The sequence below is a fragment of the Pseudomonas poae RE*1-1-14 genome (assembly GCF_000336465.1).
In the GTDB taxonomy this organism is placed as follows: Bacteria; Pseudomonadota; Gammaproteobacteria; order Pseudomonadales; family Pseudomonadaceae; genus Aquipseudomonas; species Aquipseudomonas poae.
In genome coordinates, this window is sequence record NC_020209.1 from 2323045 (window position 1) to 2340014 (window position 16970).

The 16970-nt window shown below is 62.1% G+C and carries 14 protein-coding genes and 1 pseudogene; 9 read left to right on the plus strand and 6 right to left on the minus strand.

The genetic code is table 11. The features are described 5' to 3' along the window. Positions 1-513: 513 nt before the first annotated feature. Both H045_RS09970 and map read left to right on the plus strand, forming a co-directional pair. Positions 514-714, plus strand: a complete 201-nt coding sequence (locus H045_RS09970; RefSeq protein ID WP_003233017.1) for a ParD-like family protein — start codon at positions 514-516, stop codon at positions 712-714. Next, positions 714-1469: a type I methionyl aminopeptidase gene (map, locus tag H045_RS09975; RefSeq protein WP_015372273.1), complete on the plus strand. Its 756-nt coding sequence runs from the start codon at positions 714-716 to the stop codon at positions 1467-1469. Before H045_RS09970 ends, map begins: the two co-directional genes overlap by 1 nt. 13 nt (positions 1470-1482) lie before the next feature. On the opposite strand, the gene sfnG is transcribed toward map, so the two are convergent. Continuing rightward, entirely contained in the window at positions 1483-2568 is a 1086-nt protein-coding gene (gene sfnG / locus H045_RS09980) for a dimethylsulfone monooxygenase SfnG (RefSeq protein ID WP_003233013.1), read from the minus strand. 265 nt (positions 2569-2833) lie between these two features. On the opposite strand from sfnG, the gene H045_RS09985 reads away from it, so the two are divergent. Next, the gene (locus H045_RS09985; protein ID WP_015372274.1) at positions 2834-4072 is read left to right on the plus strand and encodes an acyl-CoA dehydrogenase family protein; all 1239 of its coding nucleotides are present in this window, start codon (positions 2834-2836) and stop codon (positions 4070-4072) included. Between the two features lie 299 nt (positions 4073-4371). On the opposite strand, the gene H045_RS09990 is transcribed toward H045_RS09985, so the two are convergent. Both H045_RS09990 and H045_RS09995 read right to left on the minus strand, forming a co-directional pair. After that, positions 4372-5157 (minus strand): sulfite exporter TauE/SafE family protein, encoded by a 786-nt coding sequence (locus tag H045_RS09990; RefSeq protein WP_003233009.1) that lies wholly within the window; start codon positions 5155-5157, stop codon positions 4372-4374. Between the two features lie 82 nt (positions 5158-5239). Next, positions 5240-6018, minus strand: a pseudogene (locus H045_RS09995) (class I SAM-dependent methyltransferase). A 136-nt stretch (positions 6019-6154) separates the two neighbouring features. On the opposite strand from H045_RS09995, the gene H045_RS10000 reads away from it, so the two are divergent. From H045_RS10000 to H045_RS10010, 3 genes are all read left to right on the plus strand, one after another. Continuing rightward, entirely contained in the window at positions 6155-6676 is a 522-nt protein-coding gene (locus H045_RS10000; RefSeq protein ID WP_015372276.1) for a DUF3455 domain-containing protein, read from the plus strand. Positions 6677-6771: 95 nt separating this feature from the next. Further along, a complete protein-coding gene (locus H045_RS10005) occupies positions 6772-7290 on the plus strand; it encodes a sigma-70 family RNA polymerase sigma factor (RefSeq protein WP_003233004.1) in 519 nt (172 codons plus the stop codon). Then, positions 7287-7955, plus strand: coding sequence for an anti-sigma factor (locus H045_RS10010; RefSeq protein ID WP_003233003.1), 669 nt, complete (start codon positions 7287-7289; stop codon positions 7953-7955). Before H045_RS10005 ends, H045_RS10010 begins: the two co-directional genes overlap by 4 nt. Here the strand turns inward: H045_RS10010 and H045_RS10015 are convergent, their stop codons facing one another. Together H045_RS10015 and H045_RS10020 are read right to left on the minus strand one after the other, a co-directional pair. Next, entirely contained in the window at positions 7956-9257 is a 1302-nt protein-coding gene (locus tag H045_RS10015) for an ATP-binding protein (protein WP_003233002.1), read from the minus strand. 3 nt (positions 9258-9260) lie between these two features. Then, positions 9261-9962 (minus strand): response regulator transcription factor, encoded by a 702-nt coding sequence (locus H045_RS10020; protein ID WP_003233001.1) that lies wholly within the window; start codon positions 9960-9962, stop codon positions 9261-9263. Positions 9963-10126: 164 nt separating this feature from the next. Here H045_RS10020 and H045_RS10025 point away from each other — a divergent pair, with 164 nt between their 5' ends. The 3 genes from H045_RS10025 (at position 10127) to H045_RS10035 (ending at position 15104) form a co-directional block, all read left to right on the plus strand. Beyond that, positions 10127-11269 carry an efflux RND transporter periplasmic adaptor subunit gene (locus H045_RS10025; RefSeq protein ID WP_015372277.1) on the plus strand — a complete coding sequence of 381 codons (1143 nt, stop codon included), beginning with the start codon at positions 10127-10129 and terminating at the stop codon, positions 11267-11269. 6 nt (positions 11270-11275) lie between these two features. After that, the gene (locus H045_RS10030) at positions 11276-14374 is read left to right on the plus strand and encodes an efflux RND transporter permease subunit (protein ID WP_015372278.1); all 3099 of its coding nucleotides are present in this window, start codon (positions 11276-11278) and stop codon (positions 14372-14374) included. A gap of 88 nt (positions 14375-14462) precedes the next feature. Next, positions 14463-15104 (plus strand): DUF1345 domain-containing protein, encoded by a 642-nt coding sequence (locus tag H045_RS10035; protein WP_003232997.1) that lies wholly within the window; start codon positions 14463-14465, stop codon positions 15102-15104. A gap of 50 nt (positions 15105-15154) precedes the next feature. Here the strand turns inward: H045_RS10035 and H045_RS10040 are convergent, their stop codons facing one another. Further along, positions 15155-16945 (minus strand): autotransporter outer membrane beta-barrel domain-containing protein, encoded by a 1791-nt coding sequence (locus H045_RS10040; RefSeq protein WP_236277600.1) that lies wholly within the window; start codon positions 16943-16945, stop codon positions 15155-15157. Positions 16946-16970: the final 25 nt, after the last annotated feature.

Below are 16970 nucleotides of genomic sequence, written 5' to 3' on the forward strand. Positions count from 1 at the left end.
CCCTCAGCCTACTCAACAAAATGCGCGTGTGTAGTAACAATTCCTCATAAGAACGGTACAAGTTTATATAACTTAAACGGGGTCTTGCCCAAAGCGCTTATATCATCGGCGAACAGCCACGATTAAACGTTTAACCCTGCAGTCCGTGTGCGTACGCGGTGACTCTTTCAGCAACATGTCGCAAACTATCAACGTTGATATTCGCCCCGGAATTCACCGCCATCAGGGTTGCTGCGCTCATCGGTGTCTCCTGGCTTTTTTTGGATGGCCCTGGAGACGGAAAAACAAAACCCGCCTCTAAGGCGGGTTTGGGTGCAGCCGCGTGCTATCACGCCAAATGAGGAATGGCGGTAATAATGCTTGGCTGGCTGCGGAAGGCTTGAAATGTAATGTCACGAAATTAACCAGGCGTTGCCGTGCAAGTCAATGACCACGCGCCATTTAGCCTCTGGGGTTTACGCCGGATATACGAAACGTATACGCTTTGTATATCCAACTTAAACAGTGAACCCCATGGGCATCGTCAAGATCACCGACCAACTGCACGAACAACTGCGCCTGGCCAGCGCGACGATGGACCGTTCCATCAACGCTCAGGCCGAGTTCTGGATCAAGATCGGCCTGCTCGCCGAACTCAACCCCAGCCTGCCCTACAACGAGCTGATCAACAGATTGTTGCTGGACAAGCCCGACCTGATCCGGGGGCGCAACTGATGATCAAGACCACCGCCCAACTGGCCGTGATGCGCGAAGCCGGGCGCCTGCTGGCCCAGGTGTTCAGCATGCTCGACGGGTTTGTCGCCGCCGGTCGCTCCACCCTGGAACTGGACGCCGCCGTCGAAGCCTTCATCCGTAACGACCTCAAAGCCCGCCCCGCCAGCCTGGGGCAATACGACTACCCGTTCTCGATCAACACCTCGATCAACGAGGTGGTGTGCCATGGCATGCCCAGCGCCAAGGAGATCCTCAAGGACGGCGACATCATCAATATCGACATCACCCTGGAAAAAGGCGGCTACATCGCCGATTCCAGCAAGATGTACATGATCGGTACCGTCGCCCCCAAGGCCAGGCGCCTGGTGGAGATGACCTTCGAAGCGATGTGGGCCGGCATCCGCCAGGTCAAGCCCGGCGCACGCCTGGGTGATATTGGCCACGCGATCCAGGGCCACGCCCAGGCCAACGGCTACAGCGTGGTGCGTGAATACTGTGGTCATGGCATCGGCAAGCAGATGCATGAGGAACCGCAGATCCTGCACTTCGGCCGCCCCGGCACCGGTCTGGAGCTGCGCGAAGGCATGGTGTTTACCATCGAGCCGATGCTCAACCAGGGCGGCGCCAAGACACGCAGCCTCAAGGATGGCTGGACGGTGGTCACCAAGGACAACAGCCTGTCGGCGCAGTGGGAACACACCGTGGCGGTGACGGCGGACGGGTATGAGGTGTTGACCCTGCAGCCAGGCGCCTGAGCCTGGCCTTGGCTCAGGCCACTTGCCTGATCCCATGCTTGGCTTCCAGCTCGCGCACCAGCGGCAACACCCGCTTGCCGAAGTATTCCACTTCTTCCTGAAAGTGCAGGAACCCCGCCAGCACCAGATCCACCCCCACTGCCTTGAGCGCAACGATGCGCTCGGCGATCTGCTGCGGGGTGCCGATCAGGTTGGTCTTGAAGCCATCGTTGTACTGCACCAGGTCTTCAAAGCTGGACTTGGCCCAGTTGCCCTCGCCTTCCGGTGACGCCTTGCCCGCCTGCCTGGCCGCATCGCCAAACGCATTGACCGCTTCCGGGTCCGCCTTGTTGATAATCTCGGCGAGCACGGCGCGGGCTTCTTCTTCGGTGTCGCGGGCGATCACAAATGCGTTGACGCCGACCTTGACCGAATGGTTATTCGCCGCCGCCTTCGCGCGAATGTCATCGACCTGGGCCTTGATGCCTTCCGGGGTGTTGCCGTTGGTGAAGTACCAGTCCGAGACTCGCGCCGCCATGTCCCGCGCGGCCCTCGAGCTGCCGCCCTGGAAGACTTCCGGCTGGCCCAGTGGCTTGGGCTTGAGGGTGTAATTGTCGAAGCGGTAGAAATCACCTCTGAAGGTGAAATTGTCCTGGGACCAGATGCCTTTGAGCGCGCGAATGAACTCTTCGGAGCGGCGATAGCGCTCATCGTGCTCCAGCCAGTGTTCGCCGATGGCCTGGAATTCGCCCTTGAACCAGCCGCTGACGATATTCACCGCGATGCGGCCATTGGTGAGTTGGTCGATGGTCGCCAATTGCTTGGCCGCCAATGCCGGCTGCCAGGGGCCCGGCAGGATCGCGGCAATCACCTTGAGAGTGGTGGTGGCGGCCAGCAGGGCGTGGCTGAACGCAACCGACTCGTGCTGGTTGTCGGCGCCATAACCCGCCGTGAAGCGGATCTGGGTCAGGCCATATTCGAAACCGGCAGCTTCGGCCAATTGCGCCAGTTTGCGGTTGTAGTCGATGCCCCAGTGGGTGCGCTGTTCGATCTTGCTCACCACCAGCCCACCGCTGACGTTGGGCACCCAATAGGCAAATTTCACGGCTTGCTGACTCATCTTGAGGTTCCTCGCACACAGGGATGTATCCAGGCTTGAGCAGCAAGCGTGCCAGCCAGGGGCAAACGCCCACGCCATCAGGGTTGCGGCCAAGAATCAGGCCATGGCGGGCGGGCGGGCAAATGTCAGGGATTGCGCCGGTTTGTCGGATTGCTGTTGCTGGCGCAACAGTTAGCCAGGCAAATCCCCCGTAAACATTGGGCCATGCACCCGGCACGGAGTGTGCAATCCCTCCTGCATTGACCACTGCCCAGGAGCCTTGCCCATGACCGAACATCACGTCGTCAACCCGCTGTCCATCGGCGTCGATTACCCCAGCCTGGCCGCGCGTTTTCGGCCGATCTTCCAGCGCATTGCCGATGGCGCAGTGCAGCGCGAACTCAGCCGCACCCTGCCCCATGAGCCGATCCAATGGCTCAAGGAGGCCGGCTTTGGCGCGGTGCGCGTCCCGGTGGAATACGGCGGCGGCGGCGCGTCCCTGCCCCAGTTGTTTGAACTGCTGATCGAACTGGCCGAAGCCGACTCCAACGTGCCCCAGGCCCTGCGCGGGCATTTCGCCTTTGCCGAAGACCGCCTCAACGCCCCACCGAGCGCCGGGCGCGACCTGTGGTTCAAGCGGTTTGTCGACGGCGATATCGTCGGCTGCGCCTGGACCGAAATCGGCAACGTGGCGATTGGCGACGTGGTCACCCAAGTCAGCCCGGACGGCGAGCAGTGGAAACTCAACGGTGAGAAGTTCTACAGCACCGGCAGTATTTTCTCTGACTGGATCGATGTGTATGCCCGGCGCAGCGACACCGGCGGCGACGTGATCGCCGCCACCCGCACCCGCCAGCCCGGCGTGGTGCAAAGCGATGACTGGGACGGTTTCGGCCAACGCACCACCGGCAGCGGCACCACGCGGTTTACCGATGCGGTGGTGCAAGCGCAGGACGTGATCGACTTTGCCACTCGCTTCAAATACCAGACTGCGTTCTACCAGTTAGTGCTGTTGGCAACCCTGGCCGGCATCGGCCGAGCGGCGCTCAATGATGTGGCCCGGCACGTGCACAACCGCAAGCGCATCTACAGCCATGGCAATGCCGCCCATGTCAGCCAGGATGCGCAGGTGCAGCAGGTGGTGGGTGAAGTCGCCGCGGCGGTGTATGCCGCCGAGGCCAGCGCGCTGAAAGCGGCGCTGCCGGCGCAACGCGCCTATCTGGCGCGGTTTGCCGGGGACGATGCCGTGGAGCGTGAAGCCAATGTGGCCGCCGAGATCGAGTCGGCGACCGCGCAGGTGGTGGTCTCGGAGCTGATTCAGCGCGCCACCAGCCAACTGTTCAACGCACTGGGGGCCTCGGACGTGCGTCAGGGCAAGGCGCTGGACCGCCACTGGCGCAACGCGCGCACGGTGTCGTCACATAACCCGGTGATCTACAAGGCGCGGATCGTTGGCGATTGGGTGATCAACGGCAGCGAACCGCCGTTCGTGTGGCAAATCGGCAATGGCCCGAAACAAGCCTGAAGCCCAACTGGATCGAATGCTGGACCTCTGTGGCGAGCGGGCTTTTCCAATGCCGTTCAGTTAAGCGCAGATTCCCTGTGGCGAGCAGGCTTGTCCTGCGTTGGGCTGCGCAGCAGCCCCAATACCAGGCGCTGAGCCGTATCAGGTACACCGACGTTTTGCTGATGGGGGGGCGCTTCGCACCCCAACGCGGGGCAAGCCCGCTCGCCACAACAAGCCCGTTCCACACAAGAGGCCCCCTCACCCTAGGGGTGTGGCTGCCTGAGCTTACTCACTCCCACACTTGAAGGGTGTACAGGTTAGAACGCCAGTTTGTACCCGACGGCCATCAACATGATCGCCAGGCACGGGCGCAATACGCCGTCCGGGATTCTGCCGGTCATGTGGCTGCCCAGATAAATGCCTGGCAGCGAACCCATCAGCAAAAAGCCCAGCAGGTGCCAGTCCATGTTGCCCATGCTCGCATGGCCAAGCCCTGCGACCAGCGTCAGCGGCACGGCATGGGCGATCTCGGTGCCCACCAGACGGCGCGTGGCGAGGAACGGATACAGAATAAACAGCGCCACCGTGCCGAGGGCGCCGGCGCCGATGGAAGTGAGCGCAACCATGGTGCCGAGAATCGCCCCGGTGGCCACGGTCAGCCCATTCAGGTTGCGCGGGCTCATGTGGTAGTCATCGCCGGCATGGCGCTGGGCGAAGGCCAACAAGCGTTTCTTGAACAGAATCGCCAGGGCGGTGAGCAGCAGCACAACGCCCAGGGCCTGCTTGATCACCGCGTTCATGGCAGTGGGGTCGGTGTGCAGGCTGGCAAGGAACCACAGGGTCAGCAACACCGCCGGCACGCTGCCCAGGGTGAGCCAGCCGGTGATGGTCCAGTCGATGTTTTTGTTCCTGCTGTGCACCAGCACGCCACCGGACTTGGTGATGGCCGCATACAACAGGTCAGTACCCACGGCAGTGGCTGGGTTGATGCCGAACCACAACAGGATCGGCGTCATCAGCGAGCCGCCGCCCACGCCGGTCATGCCTACGATGAAACCCACGATCAGGCCGGCAACCACAAAACCAATATTTCCCACATCCATCAACGCTACCTGCGGCCTTATGAATTTCTGGCGGCAGGATAGCGATTTTTCTTATAACCACTTATATCAATGTGATCTGACTTTATGCCTTTTGCGCCAGCCTGCGGCATGCGTATGCCTCGGTTTGGTAAGGAAAGGCAACCGTATCGCGACCTTTCAATGCGGGATGGGTGTCGATCAGTGTGTGCAGTTGCGCGCAGATCCTGTCTTTTCCGGCGCAGGCAACGCGGCGATAAAACTTACGGACAGGAAGCGATCGATGATCACCTCCTGCGGGCTGCCGACATGGCGATAGGGGAAACATGTTCTATCAGGTGCGGAAAAATACTCACCGGTGAAAGCTTCGCGCCAACGCCCGGTGTGAAAGCGCGGCGTATCGCCCTCGTAAGGCGTGATGATTTCGGTGATCGCGGCCACCCAATCCACCGATTCATCGCGCACATTCCACACCAGTCCCAGGTATCCGTCAGGTTTGAGCACACGATGAATCTCCGCCAGCGCAGCCTGGGTGGAAAACCAGTGAAAGGCCTGGGCGCAGACCACCGCATTGGCACTCGCCGTGGCCAGGGGCATGCTCTCGGCGGTGCCGTGGACCAACCGAACATCGGGCAGCAGCCTGGCTAACTGCGCGCCCATCTGCGCCACCGGCTCCACCGCGATCAACGCAGGCGCCAGGGTGCTGACCAAACGCGTGAACTTGCCCGTGCCGGCGCCCAGATCAATCACCGTCGACTGCGCATCGATGCGCAAGGTATCGGCGAGCCAGGCGGTGAGCGGCCTGGGATAGTTCGGTCGGCCTTTTACGTATGTCGCGGCCTGAGTCGAGAAACCTTGTTGAGCGCACGGGTGAACATCAGTCATGGCCAATCTCTCTTCGGGTAAAGCGGGGCCACAGTGTGCACTTGCTTGATTTTATTTTCTAACGCCTGCATCCAATCGCCACGCGCCTGGGTAGTACCTGCAGCATCCCTGCTGTTCTACTCAATGGAGAAACACCATGAACGCAAAAGCCCTGCTCTGCCTGACCGGTTTGCTGGCCGCCAGCCCTGGCGCATTCGCCCAGGCCAACCTGCCCGACAGCATCAAGGTGCCGGCTGGCCACAAAGTGTCGATGGAGACCACCGGCGTCGGCGAAATCACCTACGAATGCCGTGACAAGGCCAACGCTGCCGGCCAGACCGAATGGACCTTCGTCGGCCCCAAGGCCGTGCTGAATGACCGCAGCGGCAAGCCGGTCGGCGCCTATTTCGGCCCGCCAGCGACCTGGCAGGCCAAGGACGGTTCGAAAATCACCGGCACGCAGGTTGCCGTGGCGCCGTCGAGCCCCGGCAACCTGCCGTATCAACTGGTCAAGGCCAACCCGGCCGAGGGCAAGGGCACCATGAGCGGCGTCAGTTATATCCAGCGGGTCGCGCTCAAGGGTGGCGTTGCGCCGAGCAGCGCGTGCACCGCTGCCAATAAAGGTCAGCAGGAAGTGGTGAAATACCAGGCGGACTATCTTTTCTGGTCAGCCAGCTGAGTAAATTCAGCTACGCTGCCGGAGGAATATCACCGTTTCCTTCTGCAGGAGTGAGGTTCGTCACGCCTGCAGAAGGTTTGTGCTGGGGACATCATTTGTTTGATTACGAAGCCTGTCTGCGAGCCTGTGCCCGTGGCGATCAACAGGCCCTGCGCCACTTGTATGAGCAGGAAAGCAGCCGCTTGCTCGGCGTGGCGTTGCGCATCGTGCGCGACAAGGCGCTGGCCGAAGATACCGTGCATGACGCGTTTATCCGGATCTGGCGCGGCGCCGCAGGTTTTGACCCGGGCCGCGGCTCCGCAAGGGGCTGGGTGTACAGCGTAACCCGCCATCAGGCGCTGAACGCGGTGCGCAGGACCGCTCGCGATGTGCCGCTGAGCGAAGCACACGAGCCACTGGCAGAACCCGATGACACCTTTGAATTCCCCGCACGCTCCGGGCAGATCCACACCTGCCTGGAACGGCTCGACCCGGCCCGTCGCCGCTGCATCCTGCATGCCTATGTCGACGGTTATTCCCACAGCGAAATCGCGCAGGTACTCGGCACGCCGCTGGGCACCGTCAAAGCGTGGATCAAACGCAGCCTCGCCGCCTTGCGGGAGTGCATGACATGAACATTGAAGAACTGGCCAGCGAATACGTAGTGGGCACTCTGCCGCTGGAGCAGCGCGCCGAGGTCGAACAGCGCCTCAAGCATGACGCCGACTTGCGCGCAGCGGTGGATGCCTGGGAGCAACGCCTGCTACCGCTGACGGCGCTGGCTGAACCGGTGACGCCATCGCAGCACCTGTGGCGACGCATTCAACACACGCTTGCAGAGCCCGCAACACGCGTGCCGTGGTGGAACCTGCTGGCCGTATGGCGTGGTCTGGCCGCCGCAGGGCTGGCGGCAAGCGTGGTGCTGGCAACGGTGTTGCTGATTCGCCCGCCCCTCGCCGAGCCGAGTTTTGTGGTGGTGCTGGTGGCCCCGCAAAGTCAGGCGCCGGGCTGGGTGATCCAGGCGAGCAATAACCAGCAGATCCAGCTGATTCCATTGGGTGTAATGCAAGTGCCCGCCGACAAGGCGTTGCAGTTCTGGACCAAGGGCGATGGCTGGCAGGGTCCGGTATCCCTGGGGCTGGTCAAGCCCGGGCAAACGCTGTCGGTGCCGCTGGACCAATTGCCGCCGCTGACGCAAAACCAGTTGTTCGAACTGACTCTGGAGGACCCGCGTGGCTCACCCACCGGCAAACCGACCGGGCCGATTCAGGCAATCGGCCGCGCGGTCAAGGTGCTGTGATCAGCTGACGGTGGGCAACCACACGCGAAAACGCGCGCCACCCAACGGCGATGCCTCGGCGATCAGACTGCCGCCCTGGGCTTCCAGGGCGCGACGGCTGATCGCCAGTCCCAGGCCAAAGCCGCCGGTGGCACGGTCGCGGCTGCGGTCCAGGCGGTAGAAGGGTTCGAAGATGCGTTCACGCTGGTCGAAGGGAATGCCAATGCCGTCGTCGTCCACGCTGATTTCGCAGCCTTGGGCGTCCACCCTGACGCCCACCTGGATGCGCCCATCGCAGTAACGCGTAGCGTTGCGCAACAGGTTCTGCAGGGCCCGCGCAGTGAGGCGCGGGTCGAGGCTGAAGCGCTCCACCGCGCAGTCGAGCGACACGTCGATCACGATGCCGGGGTTTGCCAGCTCATCGTCGATGCTGCCCAGCACGCTGTCGATGAATTCGTCGAGCACCACGTCCACGCGCTCGGGCAATTGCGCCGGACTTTGCAGGCGGCTGTAGGACAGCAATTCCAGCACCAGCTCATCCAGCTCACGAATATGCGCGACCAGCCCCTGCAGGCGCTCCCGCCCGGCCTGGGGCATGTCTTCGGACAATGCCAGGGCCAGGCCGAAATCCAGCCGGGTCAAGGGCGTGCGTAACTCGTGGGAGACGGCATTGAGCAGGTCCCGCTGCTGGTTGAGCAGGCGTTCGATGTCGCTGGCCATGGTGTCGAACACTGCGGCCAGGCTGCCGATGTTGGAGCTGGGCGGGATGTGCGTGCGTTCAGACAGGTTGCCCATGCCCAGCTGCGCAGCGGTGTTTTTCAGACGTTCCAGATCACGCCAGTGCGGTCGCAGCCACACCAGCAGGCAGGCCAGCAGCGCGCCGCCCACCAGCACGTTTATCGACCAGTACAGCAGGTTGATGTCCAGCGGGTCGTCGGGGATGGTGACCTTGACCACGAACTGGTCGTTGATCGGTGAACTGATTTCCTCCAGCCAACCCCATTCGCCCAGGCGGGCCACCGGTTTGCCCTGCTCCAGCAGCCGCTCTTCGGCCGGAGTGAAGCTGGCGTCCTTGCGCAGCAGCAGATGCACTTTCTGCGGAGCAAAGTCGCGATCCAGTTGTTCGGTCACCTGCGACCAGCGCTCCACGGGTGCACGCTGGTACTGCTTGACGATCAGCTTTTGCTGGCCGCGCGACTGCTCGATGTTGTAGTCCAGGTAGCGATGCTCGAACAACAGCACCGTCAGCTTGGGAACCAGATAGATCGCCGCACTGTAGGTGACGATCGTGATGAGGTAGAGGCGCAGCAGGACACGAAACATAGATCAGCATTCCCACTCGGAGCGACTGAACAGATAGCCCTTGCCCCACACGGTCTTGATCTTGCGAGCTTCGCCGGCATGGTCGTCGAACTTGCGGCGCAGCTTGGAGATGGCCACGTCCACCGAGCGGTCGGTGCCGTTGAATTCGATGCCGCGCAGGCGCTGCAGGATCTGGTCGCGGCTGAGCACTTCGCCGGCATGGCGCGCCAGCACCACCAACAGGTTGTATTCGCCGCTGGACAGCTCCACAGGCTGTTGGCGCCAGCAAACGGTGCGTTCCGACAAGTCGATGCACAGGTTGCCCATGATGATCTGGTCGTTGGCCGCCTGGGGTTCGGATAAACTGCTGCGCCGCAACAGGGTGCGCACCCGCGCCAGCAGCACGCGCGGTTCGCAGGGTTTGGTCACGTAGTCGTCGGCGCCCATCTCCAGACCCAGCACCTGGTCGTGGCTATCGTCGCGGGCGGTGAGCATCAGGATCGGCAGGCCGGCGGAGTCGGCGCGCAGCAGGCGGCACACTTGCAGGCCGTCGAGGCCGGGCAGCATGAGGTCGAGAATCACCAGGTCCGGCGGGTTCAGGCGCGCGCGTTCACGCACCTGATCGCCCCGGCAGAGCACACTGACTTGATAGCCGTTGCGTTCCAGATAGCTGGCAATCAGCTCGGAGAGCGCGGCGTCGTCTTCCACCAGCAGGATGTTCGGCATCAAGATGTTTCCAAATAGTACGGCTTTGCAGGATTGTGCAAGGATATACGCCCTCGGCCCACAGTGGGCTGCACCTTACATTTCTTCACACACGACCTACACAGCTTTACAGCACCACGGCGCCGGTGACCTTAGGATGCGCCAGTCAATATTGGGATAAGAGCATGTCGAAGAATCTGTTTGCGCCATTCTGCCTGTTGGCACTCACATTGGCGCTGAGCGCGTGTGACAAGTCCACGGCCAAGGCGCCGCAAATGCCTCTGGCCAAAGTGCGCATAGAAACCCTGCAGGCCAAACCGCTGTCCATCACCAACGAGTTGAGCGGGCGCATCGCCGCGCCGCGCATTGCCGAAGTGCGTGCTCGAGTGGCCGGTGTGGTGCTGCAGCGTGTGTTCAAGGAAGGCCATGACGTGAAACAGGGCGACGTGCTGTTTCGCATCGACCCCGCGCCGTTCAAGGCCGACCTCGACAGCGCCCAGGCCAACCTGAGCAAGGCCGAAGCCAACGCCTTCCAGGCGCGTCTGCAAGCCCAGCGCTACAGCCAATTGGTGGAAGGCAATGCGATCAGCGGCCAGGACTACGACAACGCCCGCGCCGCCGTACGCCAGACCACTGCCGAGGTCGCCGCGCAGAAAGCCGCCGTCGACCGCGCCCGTTTGAACCTGAGCTACGCCACCGTCACCGCGCCGATTTCCGGGCGCATCGGCCGTGCGCTGGTCACTGAAGGCGCGCTGGTCGGCCAGAACGAAGCCACGCCGCTGGCGACCATCCAGCAACTGGAACCGATTCACGCCGACCTCACCCAGTCCACCCGCGAGCTCAACGACCTGCGCCGTGCCTTCCGTGCCGGCAGCCTCAAGCAGGTCGGTCAGGACCAGGCCAGGGCCACTTTGATCCTGGACGATGGCAGCCTGTACCCGCTGCCGGGTAAATTGCTGTTCGCCGATATCAGCGTCGATCCGGGTACCGGGCAGATCATCCTGCGCAGCGAGTTCCCCAACCCGGACCTCGACCTGTTGCCCGGCAGCTTTGTGCGGGTGCGCCTGGAACAGGCCTTCGACCGCCAGGGCATCAGCGTGCCGCAACGCGCCATTACTCGCGACAGTGCCGGTATCCCGATGGTGCTGCTGCTGGACGGCGAGCAGAAAGTCAGTCAGCAGCCGGTGGAACTGGGCTCGGTGATCGGTGATCGCTGGATCGTCAGCAGCGGCCTCAAGCCGGGCGACCGTATCGTCGTCGAAGGCCTGCAACACGCGCGTCCCGGTGAAACCGTTGAAGTGGACGCCAGCCCGCTCGTGAAGGAATAACCCGCCATGCCGCAGTTCTTTATCGACCGCCCGGTGTTCGCCTGGGTGGTGGCCCTGTTTATCCTGCTGGCCGGTGCGCTGGCCATCCCGCAGTTGCCGGTGGCGCAGTACCCTGACGTCGCGCCGCCGAAAATCGAGATCTACGCGGTGTATCCGGGTGCCTCGGCGCAGACCCTGGACCAGAGCGTGGTCAGCCTGATCGAGCAGGAGCTCAACGGCACCGACCACCTGCTGTATTTCGAATCCCAGAGCAGCCTGGGTTCGGCCACCATTACCGCCACCTTTCAGCCGGGCACCAACCCGGAGATGGCTCAGGTAGATGTGCAGAACCGCCTCAAAGCGGTGGAGCCGCGCCTGCCCCAGGCCGTCACCCAGCAAGGCCTGCAGGTGCAGAAGGTCTCCGCCGGTTTCCTGCTGCTGGTGACCCTGACCTCCAATGACGGCAAGCTCGATGACACTGCGCTCAGCGATTACCTGGCGCGCAACGTGATGAACGAGCTCAAGCGCCTGGACGGCGTGGGCAAGGCGCAGCTGTATGGCTCGGAACGCGCGATGCGCATCTGGATCGACCCGCAGAAACTGATCGGCTTCAACCTCACGCCGGCCGACGTCAGCGCCGCGATTGCCGCGCAGAACGCCCAGGTTGCTCCTGGCAGCATCGGCGACCTGCCGGGCACCAACACCCAGGAAATCACCGCAGCGATTCTGGTCAAGGGCCAGTTGTCGACACCGCAGGAATTCGCCGACATCGTGCTCAAGGCCAACCCGGACGGCTCCACCGTGCGTGTCGGCGACGTGGCGCGGGTGGAAGTCGGCAGCCAGGAATATCAGTTCTCCACGCGTCTGAACGGCAAACCGTCCACCGCCGTGAGCGTGCAACTGTCGCCGGGCGCCAACTCGCTGAACACCGCGACCCTGGTGCGCGCGAAGATGGACGAGCTGTCACGCTACTTCCCGGCCAATGTGGAATACAAGATCCCTTACGACACGTCGCCGTTCGTCAAGGTCTCGATCACCAAAGTGGTGTACACCCTGCTCGAAGCCATGGCCCTGGTGTTTGCGGTGATGTTTCTGTTCCTGCAGAACGTGCGCTACACGCTGATCCCCACCCTGGTGGTGCCGATTGCCTTGATGGGCACCTTCGCCACCATGCTGGTGCTCGGCTTCTCGATCAACGTGCTGACCATGTTCGGCATGGTGCTGGCGATTGGCATCCTGGTGGACGATGCGATTGTGGTGGTGGAGAACGTCGAGCGCATCATGGTCACCGAAGGCCTGTCACCCAAGGACGCGACGAAAAAAGCCATGGGCCAGATCACCGGCGCCATCATTGGCATTACGCTGGTGCTGGTGGCGGTGTTCCTGCCAATGGCCTTCATGAAGGGCTCGGTGGGGGTGATTTACCAGCAGTTCTCGCTGTCGATGGCCACCTCGATCCTGTTCTCGGCGTTCCTGGCCCTGACCCTGACCCCGGCCCTCTGCGCCACCTTGCTCAAACCGATCGCCAAAGGCGAGCACCATGACAAGGGCGGTTTCTTCGGCTGGTTCAACAGGCGTTTTGAACAACTCACCGACCGCTACGAAGGCTGGGTGACCTATGCAATCAAGCGCAGCGGGCGGTACCTGCTGATCTACCTGGTGTTGCTGGTGGGCCTGGGCTGGATGTTCACGCGCCTGCCCTCCTCGTTCCTGCCGGTGGAAGACCAGGGCTACACCATCACCGATATTCAGCTGCCACCGGGCGCGAGCAAGAACCGCACCGAGCAGGTAGTCGCGCAGATCGAGGCGCATAACGCCACCGAGGCCGGAGTGGGCGATACCACTATGATCCTGGGTTTCAGCTTCTCCGGTTCAGGGCAGAACGCAGCGTTGGCGTTTACCACGCTCAAGGATTGGTCGGACCGTGGCGCCGACGCCTCCGCAGCGTCGATTGCCAACCGTGCCAACGCGGCTTTTGGCGGGCTCAAGGACGCCATTGCCTACGCTGTGCTGCCGCCGCCGGTTGACGGCCTGGGCACCTCCAGCGGCTTCGAGTTTCGTCTGCAGGACCGTGGCGGCGTCGGCCACGCAGCGTTGATGGCGGCCCGTACCGACTTGCTCAATGCGGCAGCAAAAAGCCCGATCCTGGCCAACGTGCGTGAAAGCGCCCTGGCCGAGGCGCCGCAGGTGCAGCTGGAAGTGGACCGCAAGCAGGCCAACGCGCTGGGGGTGTCGTTTGCCGATGTGGGCAATGTGTTGTCGTCGGCCATCGGCTCGGCCTACGTCAACGACTTCCCCAACCAGGGCCGCATGCAGCGGGTGGTGGTGCAGGCCGAAGGCGATCAGCGCAGCCAGGTGGCGGATTTGATGAAAATCAACGTGCGCAACAAGGACGGAAAAATGGTGCCGTTGTCGGCGTTTGTCGAAGCCCGATGGACCCAGGGACCGGCGCAGTTGACCCGCTACAACGGCTACCCGGCTATCGCGATCACCGGCGAAGCCGCACCGGGGCACAGCACCGGCGAGGCGATGGCGGAGATCCAGCGCCTGGTCAGCCAGTTGCCCGCCGGCCTGGGCCAGGAATGGACCGGCCTGTCGTTGCAGGAGCGCTTGTCCGGCTCCCAGGCCCCCATCCTGCTGGGCCTGTCGCTGCTGATCGTGTTCCTGTGCCTGGCAGCCTTGTATGAAAGTTGGTCGATTCCCACATCGGTGCTGCTGGTGGTGCCGCTGGGCGTGCTCGGGGCGGTGCTGGCGGTGACCCTGCGCGGCATGCCCAACGATGTGTTCTTCAAGGTTGGCCTGATCACCATCATCGGCCTGTCGGCAAAGAATGCGATTTTGATCATCGAGTTCGCCAAGGACCTGTATGACCAGGGCGAAGACCTGATCAGCGCCACCCTCAAGGCAGCGCGGCTGAGGTTGCGGCCGATCATCATGACTTCGCTGGCGTTCATCCTCGGCGTGGTGCCGCTTGCGATTGCCACCGGCGCCAGTTCGGCAAGCCAGCAAGCGATTGGTACCGGTGTGATCGGCGGGATGATCACGGCCACACTGGCGGTGGTGTTCGTGCCGGTGTTCTTTGTGGTGGTGATGAAGTTGGTGCGCAAACGGCACACGTCCGACTGATCGACACCGCAGTGTTCACTTGTCGAGTTCATGATCAAGTGCAACCGAATACGCTATGGTGCTCTCAACTACCCTGTTGTGAGCACCCATGGCCTTCCTTGCCCGCACCCACCCTCGCCTCTCCAGCGCCGCCGTCCTGGGCATCGCCGTCGGCATCCTGGCCCCGGCCGATACGCTGATCAGCAAAATCCTGATCGGCTGGAACGCTGGGGTCTGGACCTATCTGCTGTTGATGCTGTGGCTGACCAGCCGCTCGCGCGCCGACGACGTAAAACGCATCGCCGAAATCGAAGATGAGAACGCCGGCCTGGTGCTGTTCATGGTGTGCATCGCGGCGATTGCCAGCCTTGCCACCATTACCCTGAATCTGGTGGGCATCAAGGATCTGGACAGCACCGCACGCTTGCTGCATTACGGTTTTACCGGGATGACGGTGATCGGTTCGTGGCTACTGATCGGGGTGATTTTCAGCGTGCATTACGCCCGCCTCTTTTACACCTGGGAGGGCGACGAGCCGGCGCTGCGCTTTGCCGAAGGGCTGCGTACGCCCAATTACTGGGACTTCCTGTATTTCTCGTTCACCATCGGCGTGGCGGTGCAGACCTCCGATGTAGGCGTGGCCACGCGTAGCCTGCGCAAGGTGGTGCTGGGGCAATCGCTGATCGGCTTTCTGTTCAATACGGCGATTCTGGGTTTTTCGATCAATATTGCCGCAGGGTTGTTCGGTTAAGACGCAAAAAGGGGAAGCCTGAGCTTCCCCTTTTTGCGTGCGTGCGTACCTTAGAAGGCGTACTGCAAACCTACCGTGGCGCCCCACGGCTGATCATAGGCCTTGCCTTTCATGTGCGTGGCTTCAGCATGCACGCTCAGGCTTGGCGACAAAGAAACTGCCATGCCGCCTGCGACCTCGTAACTGCCGCCCGACAGGTTGTTCTTAAAGGCCTGGTCGTTGATGTAGACCTTGTTGTCCGGGCTGAAATCACGTGCTACCGCCGCACGCAGGTAGGGCTGCAGAATGCCGCCGCTTTCGAGCTGGATGTTTTTACCGGCGGTCATGCCCACCTTGCCGATCGCCGAAGTGGCTCGCTCGCTCTTGGCCTTCAGACCGTTGTCCATGGTGTAGTTCGAACCACCAATGGCGGCAACGGACAGCTGGGCAAACGGCTCAAGATACACACCGTCGTCATCGAGCTTGATGTGCTTGCCGACTTCAACCGAAGCACTGACCGCATCCTGCGAGTATTTGCCTTTGGCGCGCTGACCGTCACTCATGTTGACCTGGCTCTGGCCGTTGAGTCGGTTGACCTTGGCCGTCAGGTCCACATACACCCCGCTCTCGTCATCACGAAAAATACCGTAGAGACCGGCGTAGTAGCTGTTGACCATGCCGCTGCTGCCGCGACTCAGGCCCAGGTTGGAGTTGCTGTAACCGCCCATCACACCCAATGTCCACAGCTCATCCATCGCCCAGTCCGCACCCAGGCTCAGGCCCGCCTGATTCTGGGAGTAGCCGACGCCGTTGCTGTTGGCCGCCACGTCAATCTTGTTACCGTAACCGCGCATCCACAGGCCCTGGCTCTTGCCTTCGCCGAAGCGGACTTCACCCATGCGTGTACGCAGGATGCTCTCCTCGCCGCGCAGTACCACCGGCGCCGCGTTGGCGAGGGCCAGCACTGCCTTGGCGCTGGTACTGGTGCCCCTTTTCTCGGGGTCCAGGAACCAGTCGGTGCCCTCCTGCTTAAGCCCGTATTCGTATGCACCGACATCGACGGTATCGCCCACCAGGCCAAACCTGGCACCACCGCTTTCGGTATGCACCACCTTGATCGCGTCGCCGGTGGCCAATTCCGAGCCGCTGGCGCCCACCAGCAGTTGGTGATTACCTTCGGCATTGCCGTTGACGTTCAACAGGTCGGTGTCGCCGGTGTTGAAGTTGGTGTGCATCTTGAAGGTGCCGTTACCGGTCAAGCTGTTGGTGTTCAACTGGACGTATTGCTCCGGGGCGCCAAACACGACATTACCGCCGCCCATTTTCAGCGCACCGACCTCGCTATTACCCACCAGCACCCACTGGGCATTGCTGTTGACATCCAGTTGCTTGACGTTGAACAGCTGGCCGGTCAGCGACGCATTGTTGTTGAGTTGCACAGTGCCCGTGCTGCCTGCGCCAATGCGCACATCACCGAACAGGCTGCTGTTGTCGACGCTCATGTTTGCGGTGCCGTTATTCACTACCTGAAGCAGGTCACCATTACCACTGAGCAGGTTCGAGCCGTTAAGCACTTGAATATCGGCATGGGTGCTATTGCCAACGGCCGGGTTCACCAGGATGGCGGCGCCGGTTTTACCCTGGACCACAGAGTTATCGAGTATCAAGGAGTTGGTGCGGGTCAGTGAGGCGTCGCTGCGCATGTTGACGCCATTGTCGCCGCCAATGATACGGGTGTTGTTCCTTACCGTGGCTTCAGAGTTGAACAGCACCATGCCGACGCCCGTCGGGTGCGCGGCTTCGACACGCGCATTGTCCAGGTTAACCACACCGTAGCCTGCGGACGAAATACCACGAGTCACTCCGAAGACAGTGCTGTCTTTTATC